Source organism: Stenotrophomonas sp. G4, assembly GCF_003428825.1.
Lineage (GTDB): Bacteria > Pseudomonadota > Gammaproteobacteria > Xanthomonadales > Xanthomonadaceae > Stenotrophomonas > Stenotrophomonas indicatrix.
Genome location: NZ_CP031741.1, coordinates 2,470,582 through 2,485,251, shown reverse-complemented (window position 1 = coordinate 2,485,251; position 14,670 = coordinate 2,470,582). Strand labels below are relative to the sequence as shown.

Here is a 14,670-nt window from a genome sequence, read left to right as displayed (position 1 = left end):
GATGAGTGGTGAATTGACTGCGGCCTTCCACATGGCCGATGTGCGCGACAAGCGTATTACCCGCCGCCGCGCGGTAGCGGTGGGCGAGCTGCATGCCGGGCCAGTGGCCTACCCGCTGATTGTCGAGCGCCGGTTGCCCAAGGGCGATGCGCTGGTGATGGCCGAGATTGCCGGGCTGCAGGGCGCCAAGATGGCCTCGATGCTGATGCCGCTGTGCCACCCGTTGCCGCTGGAACTGGTGCAGGTGTACTGCGCGCCGGTGCCGGAGCGGCAGGCGATACGCGTGTGGTGCGAGTGCGCCAGCGAGGCCCGCACCGGTGTGGAGATGGAAGCACTGGCCGGCGTCAACGCCGCACTGCTGACCCTGTACGACCTGAGCAAGCCAGTGGAGCCGGCGCTGCGCATCGAGGGCATCCGCCTGTTGTTCAAGGAGGGCGGCAAGCGTGGCCTGTGGCTGCATCCCGACGGCATGGACGAGGGCGAGCGCGCGCGCTTCAGGCCGCGCCCGCCGAAGGGTCTGAACGGCGCGGCCTGCGCGGTGATCACCCTGAGTGATCGCGCCAGCGAGGGTAGCTATGCCGACGAGTCCGGCCCGAAGCTGGTGAGCGGGCTGCAGGCGCTCGGTGGCGAGGTGGTGGCTGCCGAGGTATTGCCCGATGGCATCGAGCCGCTGGCGGGCCGGCTGCGTGCGCTGGCGGGCGAGGGCGTACACCTGTGCCTGTGTACCGGCGGGACCGGGCTTGGCCCGCGTGACCTGACCCCGGAGGCGCTGCGTTCGTTGAATGCGCGACCGGTGCACGGCTTGGCGCAGATGGTGCGCGCGTTGAGTGCGCAGCACACGCCGATGGCCTGGCTGAGCCGGGCCGAGGTGGTGCAGCTGGATGACATGCTGGTGTTTGCGCTGCCGGGCAGCCCGCGTGCGGCCGCGCAGTGCCTGGACATTCTGGCGCCGGTGCTGGGCCACGCATTGGCGATGGTCGATGGCGGTGGCCACGCATGATTGCCTACAGCGAAGCGCTGCAGCACCTGATGGAAGCGGCTGCACCGCTGCCGGCCGAGCGGCTGGCATTGCATGAGGCTGCGGGTCGCATCCTGGCCACGGACATCATCAGCGGGCAATCGTTGCCGCCGTTCGACAACTCGGCGATGGACGGCTTCGCGCTGCGCGCCAATGGCACGCCGTTCGAAAGCGATACCGAATTTGTGGTGCAGGGCTGGCAGGCGGCGGGCGACGCCGGTGCCGAGGGCGGCGACGGCGCCTGGGAAATCATGACTGGCGCGCGCATGCCGTTTGGGCTGGATACGGTGGTGCCGATCGAGAACGTGGAGATCCTTGCCAGCGAGCAGGGTCGCCCGACCCGCATTGCGTTGAAGAGCGGGGTGAAACCTGGCCAGAACGTGCGCCTGCGCGGACAGGACGTGGAAGAAGGCGAGCGCGTGCTGCAGGCCGGGCAGGCCTTGGACATCAATGCACGCACTCTGCTGCACGCCATCGGCGTGGCCGAGGTGGCGGTGGTGGCACGGCCGAAGGTCGCGGTCATTGCCACTGGCAAGGAGCTGGTGACCGAAGCGGCGCAGGCGCTGGACTCCGGACAGATCCGTGACAGCAACCGGCCCTACCTGATCGGCCGCCTGCAGGCCGCCGGTGCCGAGGTGGTGTGGCAGGGCACGGTAGGCGATGACGTGGCTGCCTTCGATGCGGTGCTGGACGACGCGCTGGCTGCGGGTGCGAAGGTGCTGATCAGCACCGGCGCGGTGTCGGCCGGCCGCTACGACTTCATTCCCGATGCGCTGCGCGCCCGCGGCGCCCGCATCGTGTTCCACAAGGTGGCGATCCGCCCGGGCAAGCCGCTGCTGTTTGCAGTGCTGCCCGATGGCGCGCTGTATTTCGGCCTGCCGGGCAACCCGGTGTCGGCGGCGGTGGGGCAGCGTTTCTTCGTTGAACCGGTGCTGCGTCGCCTGCTGGGCCTGGCCGCAGAGCCGCTGCTGCAGCTGCCGTTGCAGGCCGATGTGCGCAAACCGCCGGGCCTGCGCTTCCACGCGCGTGCGCGGGTGGACGTGGACGCGCAGGGGCGCTTGAGCGCGCGCGTGCTGTCCGGGCAGGAATCGTTCCGTTTGAAATCCATGCTGCAGGCCAACGCCTGGGTGGTGCTGGAGGGCGAGGGGGACCTCGTCGCGGCCGGCACACCGGTGCGCGTGCAGGGCTGGGGCCACCAGGACCCGCTGCAGCTGGCAACCCAGGAGTCATGATGAAACAGGTGAATCTGCAGTTGTTCGGTGCGTTTTCCGATCTGGATGACAGCCGCGAGATTGCGCTGGAGGTGGCCGGTGGCACCGTGGCCGACCTGCGCCAGGCGCTACGAGAGCTGTTGCCGGTGCGCTTTCCCGGTTTCCGCGCCGGGTTGCTGGACTATTCGGCCTTTGCCGACCAGCAGCGCGTGCTGCGTGACCACGAGGCGCTGCCTGCCGATGGCAAGGTGGCGATCCTGCCGCCGGTGAGCGGGGGCTGAGCCATGAGCAGCAACGTGACGGCAAAGGTGGTGGACCGTGCGCAGCGCGCCATCGACCCGGTCGAAGGCATCGCGGCAGTGTCCGACCCGGCATTCGGCGGCATCGATGTGTTCATCGGCAAGGTGCGCGACTTCAATGTGGGGCGGCCGGTGACCGGCATCACCTATGACCTGTTCGAACCGCTGGTGCTGAACGAGATCCAGCGCTTGGCGGCGGAGATCGAGGCGACGTTCGGGCCGAAGCTGAAGCTGTATGTGGCGCATGCCAAGGGCCGCTTGGGCATTGGCGATGTGGCGGTGGTGGTGGCTGCGGGCAGCCCGCACCGTGATGAAGCGTTCCGCGCGTGCCGGCAGTTGATCGAGGCGGTGAAACACCAGTGCCCGATCTGGAAGCAGGAACATTACGAGGACGGCGACAGCGAGTGGAGCGAAGGCTGCACGCTGTGCCACGCCGACGGTGAACCGGCGCATGATCACCACTGACGGCAGTAGATCCACGCCATGCGTGGATGGCGCCTTCCCCTCGCGCTTGGCAGAAGCAGCCACGCATGGCGTGGCTCTACTGAGGCGTACCTGCACGGTTGCTCCATGCGTGGATGGCGCCTTCCCCTCGCGCCCGACAGGAGCGGCCACGTATGGCGTGGTCGGGTTTCCCGCGTGACAACGCCCATTGCCGGCATCGTTCTGGCCGGCGGCCTGTCCAGCCGGATGGGCCGCGACAAGGCATTGCTGCCCTGGCAGGGGCGCACCCTGCTGGAGCACATGCGCGGCACCTTGCGGCTGGCCGGGGCAGACCGGGTCTGGGTGAGCGGGCGCTACCCTGCCTTCGGCGGCATACCCGACCAGATCACGCGTTGCGGGCCGCTCGGAGGCCTGTTCAGCGTGGCGATGCAGATGCCCGATGGCCCGGCTTGGGTAGTACCGGTGGATACGCCCCGCTTGACCCCGGATCTGCTGCAGCAATTGCGTGACGGGCATCGCAGCGCTTGCACGATCTTTGACGGGCATCCGCTTCCGATGCTGTTTAATGTGGACAATGAAAGTCGCACGATCCTCGAAAACATGATCCACGATCCCCTCGGCCCGCGTTCCCTGCAGGCCTTGCAACACCGGCTGGACGCGCAGACGCTGCGCCTGGCCCACGCTGATGAAAGCGCCCTGATCAACTGCAATACCCCCACCCAATGGGAGGACGTTGCCTCATGAAGGTGCAGTTGCAACAACAGACAATGCGTCTGCGCCTGGACGAGGCCGAATTGGCCCGGCTGCTGGCCGGTGAAACGGTGGAGAACCTGACCCGGTTCGGCGGCAGTGGTGGTTGGGGTACCGCCGTTTCGCTGCATGGTGGCGAATCGGCCGTGCTGCTCGACAGCGGCACCGATTGCCGCCTGGTATTGCCCCGGTCTTCCGTGGAGGACCTGGCCGGGCGCCTGCCATGCCGCGATGGCCTGGCCTTTGCGCTGTATCTGGACGACGGCACCACGCTGCAACTGCAGTTCGATGTGGATGTGCGCGACAGCGTGCGCCAGCGTGGCGTGACCCGCCGCGGTTCCGCGTCACCGGTTTGACATTTGTCAGGGGCAGGCTGAAAACCCGCCCCTGATTGATCCAGATCAACCCCGTCGTTGCTGCTGCACGGCCTAATGGCTGCATGACGACGGGTTACAACTTGAAAGCAGTACCCACGTCATTCCACAGCCTTGGAGCCATGTATGACCGTCGGTAGCGATCCTGTTGTCCGCAGCTCTGCCAGTCCCGGTCGCGTCATCAGCGACTGGACGCCGGAAGATCCCGGCTATTGGGAGCGCACCGGCAAGCGGGTCGCCACCCGCAACCTGGTCATCTCCATTCCCTCGCTGCTGCTGGCCTTCTCGGTCTGGGTACTGTTCTCGGCGGTGACCATCAGCCTGCCGAAGATCGGCTTCGGCTTCAGCACCGATCAGTTGTTCTGGCTGGTGGCACTGCCCAGCCTGTCCGGCGCGACGCTGCGCATCTTCTATTCGTTCGTGATTCCGATCTTTGGCGGTCGCCGCTGGACGGCGCTGTCCACTGCGTCGCTGCTGGCTCCGACGGTCTGGCTGGGCTTTGCGGTGCAGAACCCGGCCACGCCGTACTGGGTGTTCGTGGTGATCGCGATCCTGTGCGGCTTTGGTGGGGCGAACTTCTCCTCGTCGATGTCCAACATCTCCTTCTTCTATCCCAAGCAGAAGCAGGGCCTGGCGCTGGGCCTGAATGCCGGCCTGGGCAATGTCGGGGTGTCGGTGGCCCAGGCGGTGATTCCGCTGGTGATCACGGTGGGCGTATTCGGTGCCCTCGGTGGTGCGCCGCAGCCGGTGGTGGAGGGCGGTGCACCGCTGTACCTGCAGAATGCCGGCTTCATCTGGGTACCGGCCATTGCGATCTGCGCCGTGGCGGCCTGGTTCGGCATGAATGACCTGACCAGCGCGCGCTCCTCGTTCGCCGAGCAGGCGGTGATCTTCCGCCGCAAGCACAACTGGCTGATGTGCTGGTTGTACATCGGCACCTTCGGTTCCTACATCGGCTTCTCTGCTGGCTTCCCGATGCTGGTGAAGAGCCAGTTCCCCGCCGTGAACCCCCTGGCCTACGCCTTCATCGGCCCGTTGCTGGGTGCGCTGATGCGCTCGGTGGGCGGCAGCATGGCCGACCGCTGGGGTGGTGCGCGGCTGACGTTCTGGGTGTTCGCGCTGATGATCGCAGCGGTGTTCGGCGTGCTGCATTTCCTGCCCAGCGACGGCCAGGGCGGCAACTTCTACGGCTTCCTCTTCAGCTTCATGGCGCTGTTCGTGCTCAGTGGCATCGGCAACGGCACCACCTTCCGCATGATCCCGGTGATCTTCCGCACGCTGCATGAGCGCCTGTCGGCAGGGGCCAACGCTGAAGGCAAGGCCGCGTCGGCGCACCAGGCCAGCATCGAGTCGGCTGCGGTGGTGGGCTTCTCTGGTGCGATCGGTGCCTACGGCGGCTTCTTCATTCCCAAGAGCTATGGCTCTTCGATCACGTTGACCGGCAGCCCCGATATGGCGCTGTACGGGTTCGTCGTTTTCTACGTCACCTGTCTGGCCGTGACCTGGTGGTGGTACTACCGGCGCGGCGCTGAGACGCCCTGCTGACATGAAAACGCACCGCAGCCAGATGACACACACAGCCACGATGCAGATGTCCGCAAAGGGAGACCCTCGATGAGTTATTTTCTTGATCGCTTGCAGTTCTTCAAGCGTGACCCCCAGCCCTTTGCCGATGGCCATGGGTTTGCCAAGAGCGAAGGCCGTGACTGGGAGAACAGCTACCGGCAGCGCTGGCAGTACGACAAGATCGTGCGCTCCACCCACGGGGTGAACTGCACCGGTTCGTGCAGCTGGAAGATCTACGTCAAGAACGGATTGGTTACCTGGGAAACCCAGCAGACCGACTACCCGCGCACGCGCCCGGACCTGCCCAACCACGAGCCGCGTGGCTGCCCGCGTGGCGCCAGCTATTCCTGGTACCTGTACAGCGCCAACCGCCTGAAGTATCCGCTGATCCGCGGCACGCTGCTGCGCCTGTGGCGCGAAGCACGCAGGACCCAGGGGCCGGTGGATGCCTGGGCCAGCATCGTGGAGGACAAGGAAAAGGCGCGCTCGTACAAGACCCGGCGCGGCATGGGCGGTTTCGTGCGGCTGAACTGGGAAGAAGCCAACGAGATCATCGCAGCTTCCAATCTGTACACGGTGAAGCAGTATGGGCCGGACCGCGTGGTCGGTTTCTCGCCGATTCCGGCGATGTCGATGGTGTCCTACGCCGCCGGCGCGCGTTATCTGTCGCTGCTGGGCGGCGCCTGCCTGTCCTTCTACGACTGGTACTGCGATCTGCCGCCGGCCTCGCCGCAGATCTGGGGCGAGCAGACCGACGTTCCCGAATCGGCCGACTGGTACAACAGCCGCTACATCATCGCCTGGGGCTCGAACGTACCGCAGACGCGCACGCCGGATGCGCACTTCTTCACCGAGGCCCGCTACAACGGTACCAAGACGGTCTCGATCTGCCCGGACTATTCCGAGCTGGCCAAGCTGACCGATCATTGGCTGCACCCCAAGCAGGGCACCGACGCCGCGTTGGCGTTCGCCTTCGGCCACGTGATCCTGCGCGAGTTCCATGTGGATTCGCCGTCGCAGTACTTCCAGGACTACTGCCGCCAGTACTCGGACATGCCGATGCTGGTGCGCCTGGAGCGCCGCGCCGATGGCCGCCTGGTGGCCGGCCGTTTCCTGCGTGCCAGTGAGCTGGGAGGGTTGGGCGAAGCCAACAACCCGGACTGGAAGACCCTCGCTTACGACGAGACCAGTGGCCAGATCGTGGTGCCGAACGGTTCGATCGGTTTCCGCTGGGGCGAGAAGGGGCGCTGGAACATCGAGGAGAAGGCCAGCAACGGTGCGGAGACGCGCCTGCGCCTGAGCCTGTCCGAGGCCAACGATGGCATCGAGGCGGTCAGCTTCCCGTATTTCGGTGGCATCGAGAGTGACGGCTGGACCGCCGCCCCGGCCGAGGAAGTACTGGATCGCAACATTCCGGTACGCCGCCTGGCGCTGGATGATGGCAGCCAGACGCTGGTGGCGACGGTGTATGACCTGCTGCTTGCGCAGTACGGCGTGGACCGCGGTTTCGGCGGCGCCAATGTCGCCAGGAGCTTCGATGAGAACGTGCCGGGCACGCCCGCCTGGCAGGAACGCATCACCGGCGTGTCGCGCGGGGAAGTGATCGAGATCGCCCGCGAGTTCGCGCGTACCGCCGACAAGACCCATGGCCGCTCGATGATCATCGTCGGTGCCGGCATGAACCACTGGTTCCACAATGACATGAACTACCGCGGCCTGATCAACATGCTGATCATGTGCGGTTGCGTGGGCCAGACCGGCGGCGGCTGGGCGCACTACGTGGGCCAGGAAAAGCTGCGCCCGCAGACCGGCTGGCAGCCGCTGGCGTTCGGCCTGGACTGGAGCAAGCCGCCACGCCATATGAACGGTACGTCGTTCTTCTATTTCAACACCGGGCAGTGGCGTTACGAGAAGCTGCAGGTGGACGAACTGCTGTCACCGCTGGCCGACGCCAGCAAGTACAGCGGCAGCCTGGCCGACCTGAACCTGCGCGCGGTGCGCATGGGCTGGCTGCCAAGTGCGCCGCAGCTGGACCGCAACCCACTGCAGCTGGTGCGCGAAGCCGAAGCGGCGGGCGTGGCACCTGCCGACTACGCACTGGGCAAGTTCAAGGACGGTTCGCTGGACTTCGCCTTCGCCGACCCGGATGCCAGCCAGAACCACCCACGGATGATGTTCATCTGGCGCTCGAACCTGCTGGGCTCTTCGGGCAAGGGCCATGAGTACATGCTGCGGCACCTGCTGGGAACCCGCCACGGCCTGCAGGGCAAGGACCTGGGCGAGATGGGCGCAGTGAAGCCGGAGGAGGTGAAGTGGCGCGACGAGGCGCCGGAAGGCAAGCTGGATCTGCTGGTGACGCTGGACTTCCGCATGTGCACCACCGCGCTGTACTCGGACATCGTGCTGCCCACCGCCACCTGGTACGAGAAGGACGATCTCAACACCTCGGACATGCACCCGTTCATCCACCCGCTGTCGAAGGCGGTGGACCCGGCGTGGGAATCGCGCAGTGACTGGGACATCTTCAAGGAGGTGGCGCGCACCGTGAGCGAGATGGCGCCCGGCGTGCTGGGCGTGGAGAAGGACCTGGTGCTGGTGCCGACCCTGCACGACACCCCCAACGAGCTGGGCATGCCGTTCGGCGTGGCCGACTGGAAGAAGGGCGAGTGTGAGGCCATCCCCGGCCAGACCATGCCGTCGATGACGGTGGTGGAGCGCGATTACCCGAACCTGTATCGCAAGTTCACCTCGCTGGGCCCGTTGCTGGACAAGCACGGCAATGGCGGCAAGGGCATGAACTGGGATACGAAGCATGAGGTGGAATTCCTCGGCAAGCTGAACCATACCGTGCGCGAGGAGGGGGTCAGCCAGGGCCGGCCGGCCATCTCGACGGCGATCGATGCGGCCGAAGTGATCCTGCACCTAGCCCCGGAAACCAATGGCCATGTGGCAGTGAAGGCGTGGGAGTCGCTGGGCGGCTTCACCGGCCGCGAGCACACCCATCTTGCGGTGGGCAAGGAGCACGAGGCGATCCGCTTCCGTGACATCCAGGCGCAGCCGCGCAAGATCATCTCTTCGCCGATCTGGTCCGGGCTGGAAGACGACAACGTCAGCTACAACGCGGGTTACACCAATGTGCACGAGTTGATTCCGTGGCGCACAGTGACCGGCCGCCAGCAGTTCTACCAGGACCACGAGTGGATGATCGACTTCGGCGAGGCCTTCATGAGCTACCGGCCACCGGTCAATACCCGCACCATCGAGCCGCTGCTCAACCAGCGTTCGAACGGCAACAAGGAGATCGTGCTGAACTGGATCACCCCGCACCAGAAGTGGGGCATCCACAGCACCTACAGCGACAACCTGATCATGCAGACGCTGTCGCGCGGTGGCCCGATCGTGTGGCTCAGCGAGGACGATGCGCGCAGTGCCGGCATCGTCGACAACGACTGGATCGAGCTGTTCAACGTCAACGGTGCGATCGCCGCGCGAGCGGTGGTCAGCCAGCGGGTGATGCCGGGCATGGCAATGATGTACCACGCCCAGGAACGCATCATCAACGTGCCGGGTTCGGAGATTTCCGGCACCCGCGGCGGCATCCACAACTCGGTGACCCGCATCGTGCTCAAGCCGACCCACATGATCGGTGGCTACGCGCAGCTTGCCTACGGTTTCAACTACTACGGCACCTGCGGCACCAATCGCGACGAGTTCGTGATCGTGCGCAAGATGGACAAGGTGGATTGGCTGGACGATGAACAGCCCGCTGGTGCCTCGGCATCGGCCAGCAAGGAGGTGGTGTGATGAAGGTCCGTGCACAGATCGCGATGGTATTGAACCTGGACAAGTGCATCGGCTGCCACACCTGCTCGATCACCTGCAAGAACGTGTGGACCTCGCGCGAGGGCGTCGAGTACGCCTGGTTCAACAACGTGGAAACCAAGCCGGGCATCGGCTACCCGAAGGAATGGGAAAACCAGGAGAAGTGGAATGGTGGCTGGGTGCGCACCGGCAGCGGCAAGCTGGTGCCGCGCGCCGGTGGTCGCTGGCGGATGCTGGCCAAGATCTTCGCCAACCCGGACCTGCCGCAGATCGACGACTACTACGAGCCGTTCGATTTCGACTACCAGAACCTGCACACCGCCAAGGACAGCCAGCACCAGCCGACCGCAAGGCCGCGCTCGCTGGTCAGTGGCGAGCGCATGCAGAAGATCGAATGGGGCCCGAACTGGGAGGAGATCCTGGGCTCGGAATTCAGCAAGCGCTCGCGCGACTACAACTTCAATGAAGTGCAGAAGGAGATCTACGGCGCCTTCGAAAAGACCTTCATGATGTACCTGCCGCGCCTGTGCGAGCACTGCCTGAACCCGGCGTGCGTGTCGGCGTGCCCGTCGGGCGCGATCTACAAGCGCGAGGAAGATGGCATCGTGCTGATCGACCAGGACAAGTGCCGCGGCTGGCGCATGTGCGTGTCGGCGTGCCCATACAAGAAGATCTATTACAACTGGAAGAGCGGCAAGTCGGAGAAGTGCATCTTCTGCTACCCGCGCATCGAGATGGGCGAGCCGACGGTATGTTCGGAAACCTGTGTCGGCCGCATCCGCTACCTGGGCGTGATGCTGTACGACGCCGACCGCATTGCCGAGGCCGCGTCGGTAGCTGCCGAAAAGGATCTGTACCAGGCCCACCTGGATATTTTCCTGGACCCGCATGATCCGGCGGTGATTGCTGCTGCGCGCGCCGAAGGCATTCCGGACAGCTGGCTGGAATCGGCCAAGCAGTCGCCGGTGTACAAGCTGGCGATCGACTGGAAGCTGGCGCTGCCGCTGCACCCGGAGTACCGCACGCTGCCGATGGTCTGGTACGTACCGCCGCTGTCGCCGATCCAGTCGGCGGCCGAGCGGGGCCGCATCGGCATGAGTGGCGAGCTGCCGGACGTGGCCTCGCTGCGCATTCCGGTGCGCTACCTGGCCAACATGCTGACAGCCGGTGACGAGGCGCCGGTGGTGCGTGCGCTGGAACGCCTGATGGCGATGCGCGCCTGGCGCCGGGCCAAGAACGTGGACGGCGTGGAAGACACGGCGGTGCTGGACCAGACCGGGCTGACCGTGGCCCAGGTTGAAGAGATGTACCGCTACCTGGCCATTGCCAACTACGAGGACCGTTTCGTGATTCCGACCGCACACCGCGAGTACGCCAACGATGCCTTCGGCGAGCGCGGCGGCTGCGGTTTCACATTCGGCAACGGCTGCAACGGCGACAGCCCGGCCGACCTGTTCGGGCAGCGCAAGAGCACCAGCTTCGTGGTGAACAACGGCCCGAACCACCGCCGCAAGGAGGTGGTGTGATGAGCGTACTGAAGCTGGTGGGGGTGCTGCTGGACTACCCCCGCGACGAACTGTGGCAGCACGGCGAGGAACTGCTGGCGGCGTGCGATGAGGCGGCACTGACACCGGCGCGGCGCAGGCAGTTGCGTGGTTTCGTACAGCAGTTGCTGGACAGCGATCCGTTGGATGCGCAGGCCGCCTGGCTGGCGACCTTCGACCGCGGCCGCTCGATGAGCCTGCTGCTGTTTGAACACATCCACGGCGAATCGCGTGACCGTGGCCAGGCCATGGTGGACCTGGTGGAGACCTACCGCCGCAACGGCTTCGAACTGGATGCCCGTGAGCTGCCGGACTACCTGCCGCTGCTGCTGGAGTTCCTGGCCCACCAGCCGGAGACCGAAGCGCGCGAGTGGCTGCACCATATCGGCCACATCGCCGGGATGCTGGCCGCGCGCGCCACCGAGCGTGAGCTGCCGCACGTGCCGCTGCTGGAGATCCTGGTGGAAGCTGGTGACGGCAAGGTCAACCTGGAGGCGCTGCGGCAACGCGCCAGTGAGGAACCCCGCGACGATACGGCCGAGGCGATGGACCGGTTGTGGGAAGAGGAAGCGGTGCGTTTCGGTGCCGAAGCGCCCGCTGAAGACTGCAAGCCACCGACGCGCTCGCCGGCCCGTCCTGTGCATCGTGAGGTCCAGCCATGAACTACTACCTGCATCAATTCGCCTTCCAGTACTACCCGTACATTGCCGTGGCGGTGCTGCTGATCGGCAGCTGGGCGCGCTATGACAAGGCCATGTACACCTGGCGCACCGGTTCCAGCCAGATGCTGTCGGACAAGGGCATGCGGATCGGCAGCAACTGCTTCCACATCGGTATCCTGGCCATCCTTGGCGGCCATCTGGTCGGCCTGCTGACCCCGCACGCGGTGTATGAGCACTTCATCACCTCCTCGCAGAAGCAGATGCTGGCGATGGTGGTGGGCGGCGTGTTCGGTGCGCTGTGCTTCATCGGCATCAGCATCCTGCTGGTGCGTCGCCTGACCAATGCCCGCGTGCGCGCCACCGGCAGCTTCGGTGACACCCTGGTGCTGGTGCTGCTGTTCGCCCAGCTCTGTCTTGGCCTGTACAGCATCCGCATATCGTCCGGGCATCTGGACGGTGGGGTGATGGTGCAGCTGGCCGAATGGGCGCAGCACATCGTGACCTTCCGTGCCGGTGCTGCTGACTACATCGAGGGCGTCAGCTGGGTCTACAAGATGCATATCTTCCTGGGCCTGACCCTGTTCCTGATCGCGCCCTTCACCCGGCTGGTGCATGTGTGGAGCATTCCGGTCAGCTATCTGTGGCGGCCGTACCAGGTGGTGCGCCGTCGCCAGGCGGCGCTGCGCTACGGACCGCGGGAGTAAGCCATGGGCAACCTGCCGAAGTTCCTGCCGATCACCGTGATCGATTCCGCCCAGACGGTCCCGGCCGAGGCCCACCAGCACCAGCATGACGGGGCAGGGGAGGGGCCGCGCTCGCTCGGGCAACCGGCACCGTGCCGGTTGTTCGTGGAGGACACGGCGATAAGCGAGGCCGACATCGCCCGCGAGATGCAGCACCATCGGGCACTGCGCCCGGAACAGTCGCGCGCCGAGGCGGCGCGCGCACTGGTGGTGCGTGAACTGCTGCGGTTGGAAGCGCAGCGCCTGGGCCTGCTGGCGCCGGCAGGCGGCCGGGTCAGCGATGAGGAAGTGCTGATCCAGCAACTGCTGGAAGACGCGATCGAAGACCGCGTGCCGACCGACGAGGACTGCCAACGCTACTTCGAGCAGAACCCGGAGCGATTCCGCTCACCGGATCGGGTACGGCTGCGCCATATCCTGCTGGCCGCGCCGGCCGATGATGTGGCCGGGCGGCTGGCCGCACGCACCGAGGGCGAGCGTCTGGCCAATGAACTGAAAGCAGCGCCGCACCTGTTCGCCGACTTCGCCCTGCGTCATTCGCGCTGCCCGTCCAGCAGTGACGGCGGTGACCTGGGCTGGCTGCAGCGTGGGCAGACCACGCCGGAGTTCGATCGCCAGGTGTTCCGCCTGCGCGAGGGCCTGGCTGGCTTCCCGGTGGAATCACGCTGGGGCTACCACGTGGTCAGCATCGATGGGCGCGAGGAGGGGCAGCCGCTGCCGTTTGCAGCAGTGCTGCCACAGATCCGGGACTACCTGGAGCTGCAGGTGCGCCAACGCGAGGTGCAGGCGTACCTGCTGCAGCTGCAGGAGCGCTACCCGGTGCGCGGACTGGATGAGATCGAAGCTGAAGCCGAGGTCGGCTGACCCACTCTTGAGGAAGGAGATTGCATGAACCAGGCCCTTGCCCCCGCCAGTGCCGGGCAGCAGCAGCGTGCGCTGTGGCTGAGCACATTCGCCTTCACCGTGTGCTTTGCGGTGTGGATGATCTTTTCCATCATCGGTATCCAGATCAGCGAGCAGCTGGGATTGACCGACACCCAGTTCGGCCTGCTGATCGCCACCCCGGTGCTGACCGGCTCGGTCAGCCGCGTGTTCCTCGGCATATGGTCCGACCAGTTCGGCGGCCGCAAGGTGATGGTGCTGGTGATGCTGTGCGGCGCAGTGGCTACCTGGATGCTGACCTATGCCCACACCTACCCCCAGTTCCTGTTCGCCGCGCTGTGCGTGGGTATTGCCGGTGGCAACTTTTCGGTGGGCGTGGCCTATGTGTCCAGGTTCTTCCCGGCCAGCAGGCAGGGCACCGCCCTGGGCATCTTCGGCGCCGGCAACATCGGCTCGGCGGTGACCAAGCTGCTGGCGCCTTTGGTGATGGTGGCCGCGGGCTGGACCATGGTGGCCAAGGTGTGGGCGGTCGCGCTGGCGGTCACCGCCGTGCTGTTCTTCCTGTTCAGCAAGGAAGACCCGTCGCTGGAACAGCGCCGCCGTGACGGGGTGAAGCCGGTGCCGTTCTCCGAGCAGATGGCTCCGCTGAGGAACCTGCAGGTGTGGCGGTTCTCGTTGTACTACTTCTTCGTGTTTGGTGGTTTTGTGGCACTGGCGTTGTGGCTGCCGCATTACCTGGTGGGGGCGTACGGCATGGACGTCGGCACCGCCGGCATGCTGGCAGCCTGCTATTCGATTCCGGCCAGCCTGTTCCGCGTGGTGGGCGGTTGGATGTCCGACAGGATGGGGGCTCGCCGGGTGATGTACTGGACATTCAGTGTGTCGGCCATCTGCACCTTCCTGCTGGCCTACCCCGATACCGAGTACGTGGTGAAGGGCATCCATGGCCCGATCCACTTCCACCTGGCCATCGGCGTGGTGATGTTCACCGTGCTGGTGTTCGTACTGGGCTTCTTCATGTCGCTGGGCAAGGCTGCGGTCTACAAGCACATCCCGGTGTATTACCCCAGGCACGTGGGTGCGGTGGGCGGTGTGGTGGGCATGATTGGCGGCCTGGGTGGCTTCATCCTGCCGATCGTGTTCGGTGCGCTGAACGATGTCCTGGGCATCTGGAGCAGCTGCTTCATGTTGCTGTTCGTGGTGGTGTCCGCTGCCCTGGCGTGGATGCACTTCGCGATCCGCCGGATGGAGCGTCGACACTTCCCGCAGATCGATCGGGAGACCGATCTGCCGGAGGCCATCGATGCGGCTGCCGCGGAACGGGCACGCGGCACGTGAATGGCAGTGCCGGCCGC

At 65.7% G+C, this 14,670-nt stretch carries 13 protein-coding genes; all 13 read left to right on the top strand.

Annotated features, from left to right (window positions below):
* The first annotated feature begins 1 nt into the window (after position 1).
* The 13 genes from moaCB (at position 2) to D0Y85_RS11495 (ending at position 14,653) form a co-directional block, all read left to right on the top strand.
* A complete protein-coding gene (gene moaCB, locus D0Y85_RS11555) occupies positions 2-1,000 on the top strand; it encodes a bifunctional molybdenum cofactor biosynthesis protein MoaC/MoaB (RefSeq protein ID WP_117310563.1) in 999 nt (332 codons plus the stop codon).
* A complete protein-coding gene (gene glp / locus D0Y85_RS11550) occupies positions 997-2,250 on the top strand; it encodes a gephyrin-like molybdotransferase Glp (RefSeq protein ID WP_025874340.1) in 1,254 nt (417 codons plus the stop codon). The genes moaCB and glp overlap by 4 nt, the downstream gene beginning before the upstream one ends.
* Positions 2,250-2,510, top strand: coding sequence for a MoaD/ThiS family protein (locus D0Y85_RS11545; RefSeq protein WP_025874341.1), 261 nt, complete (start codon positions 2,250-2,252; stop codon positions 2,508-2,510). The genes glp and D0Y85_RS11545 overlap by 1 nt, the downstream gene beginning before the upstream one ends.
* Before the next feature lie 3 nt (positions 2,511-2,513).
* Positions 2,514-2,993, top strand: a complete 480-nt coding sequence (locus tag D0Y85_RS11540; protein ID WP_025874342.1) for a molybdenum cofactor biosynthesis protein MoaE — start codon at positions 2,514-2,516, stop codon at positions 2,991-2,993.
* A 225-nt stretch (positions 2,994-3,218) separates the two neighbouring features.
* Positions 3,219-3,716: a molybdenum cofactor guanylyltransferase gene (locus D0Y85_RS11535; protein WP_229291386.1), complete on the top strand. Its 498-nt coding sequence runs from the start codon at positions 3,219-3,221 to the stop codon at positions 3,714-3,716.
* Positions 3,713-4,078 carry a hypothetical protein gene (locus D0Y85_RS11530; RefSeq protein ID WP_025874344.1) on the top strand — a complete coding sequence of 122 codons (366 nt, stop codon included), beginning with the start codon at positions 3,713-3,715 and terminating at the stop codon, positions 4,076-4,078. The genes D0Y85_RS11535 and D0Y85_RS11530 overlap by 4 nt, the downstream gene beginning before the upstream one ends.
* Before the next feature lie 144 nt (positions 4,079-4,222).
* Positions 4,223-5,641: a NarK family nitrate/nitrite MFS transporter gene (locus D0Y85_RS11525; RefSeq protein ID WP_117310561.1), complete on the top strand. Its 1,419-nt coding sequence runs from the start codon at positions 4,223-4,225 to the stop codon at positions 5,639-5,641.
* 69 nt (positions 5,642-5,710) lie between these two features.
* Positions 5,711-9,466, top strand: a complete 3,756-nt coding sequence (locus D0Y85_RS11520; protein ID WP_117310560.1) for a nitrate reductase subunit alpha — start codon at positions 5,711-5,713, stop codon at positions 9,464-9,466.
* A complete protein-coding gene (narH, locus tag D0Y85_RS11515) occupies positions 9,466-11,010 on the top strand; it encodes a nitrate reductase subunit beta (RefSeq protein WP_117310559.1) in 1,545 nt (514 codons plus the stop codon). Before D0Y85_RS11520 ends, narH begins: the two co-directional genes overlap by 1 nt.
* A complete protein-coding gene (gene narJ, locus D0Y85_RS11510; protein ID WP_025874348.1) occupies positions 11,010-11,690 on the top strand; it encodes a nitrate reductase molybdenum cofactor assembly chaperone in 681 nt (226 codons plus the stop codon). Before narH ends, narJ begins: the two co-directional genes overlap by 1 nt.
* Positions 11,687-12,394: a respiratory nitrate reductase subunit gamma gene (gene narI, locus D0Y85_RS11505; protein ID WP_025874349.1), complete on the top strand. Its 708-nt coding sequence runs from the start codon at positions 11,687-11,689 to the stop codon at positions 12,392-12,394. Before narJ ends, narI begins: the two co-directional genes overlap by 4 nt.
* Positions 12,395-12,397: 3 nt before the next feature.
* Positions 12,398-13,297 (top strand): peptidylprolyl isomerase, encoded by a 900-nt coding sequence (locus tag D0Y85_RS11500; RefSeq protein ID WP_117310558.1) that lies wholly within the window; start codon positions 12,398-12,400, stop codon positions 13,295-13,297.
* A 24-nt stretch (positions 13,298-13,321) separates the two neighbouring features.
* Entirely contained in the window at positions 13,322-14,653 is a 1,332-nt protein-coding gene (locus D0Y85_RS11495; protein WP_025874351.1) for a nitrate/nitrite transporter, read from the top strand.
* The last annotated feature ends 17 nt before the right edge of the window (positions 14,654-14,670 follow it).

Coding starts and splice junctions, on each gene's coding strand:
- moaCB (WP_117310563.1), top strand. CDS start 2: ATGAGTGGTGAATTGACTGCGGCCTTCCACATGGCCGATGTGCGCGAC.
- glp (WP_025874340.1), top strand. CDS start 997: ATGATTGCCTACAGCGAAGCGCTGCAGCACCTGATGGAAGCGGCTGCA.
- D0Y85_RS11545 (WP_025874341.1), top strand. CDS start 2,250: ATGAAACAGGTGAATCTGCAGTTGTTCGGTGCGTTTTCCGATCTGGAT.
- D0Y85_RS11540 (WP_025874342.1), top strand. CDS start 2,514: ATGAGCAGCAACGTGACGGCAAAGGTGGTGGACCGTGCGCAGCGCGCC.
- D0Y85_RS11535 (WP_229291386.1), top strand. CDS start 3,219: ATGGGCCGCGACAAGGCATTGCTGCCCTGGCAGGGGCGCACCCTGCTG.
- D0Y85_RS11530 (WP_025874344.1), top strand. CDS start 3,713: ATGAAGGTGCAGTTGCAACAACAGACAATGCGTCTGCGCCTGGACGAG.
- D0Y85_RS11525 (WP_117310561.1), top strand. CDS start 4,223: ATGACCGTCGGTAGCGATCCTGTTGTCCGCAGCTCTGCCAGTCCCGGT.
- D0Y85_RS11520 (WP_117310560.1), top strand. CDS start 5,711: ATGAGTTATTTTCTTGATCGCTTGCAGTTCTTCAAGCGTGACCCCCAG.
- narH (WP_117310559.1), top strand. CDS start 9,466: ATGAAGGTCCGTGCACAGATCGCGATGGTATTGAACCTGGACAAGTGC.
- narJ (WP_025874348.1), top strand. CDS start 11,010: ATGAGCGTACTGAAGCTGGTGGGGGTGCTGCTGGACTACCCCCGCGAC.
- narI (WP_025874349.1), top strand. CDS start 11,687: ATGAACTACTACCTGCATCAATTCGCCTTCCAGTACTACCCGTACATT.
- D0Y85_RS11500 (WP_117310558.1), top strand. CDS start 12,398: ATGGGCAACCTGCCGAAGTTCCTGCCGATCACCGTGATCGATTCCGCC.
- D0Y85_RS11495 (WP_025874351.1), top strand. CDS start 13,322: ATGAACCAGGCCCTTGCCCCCGCCAGTGCCGGGCAGCAGCAGCGTGCG.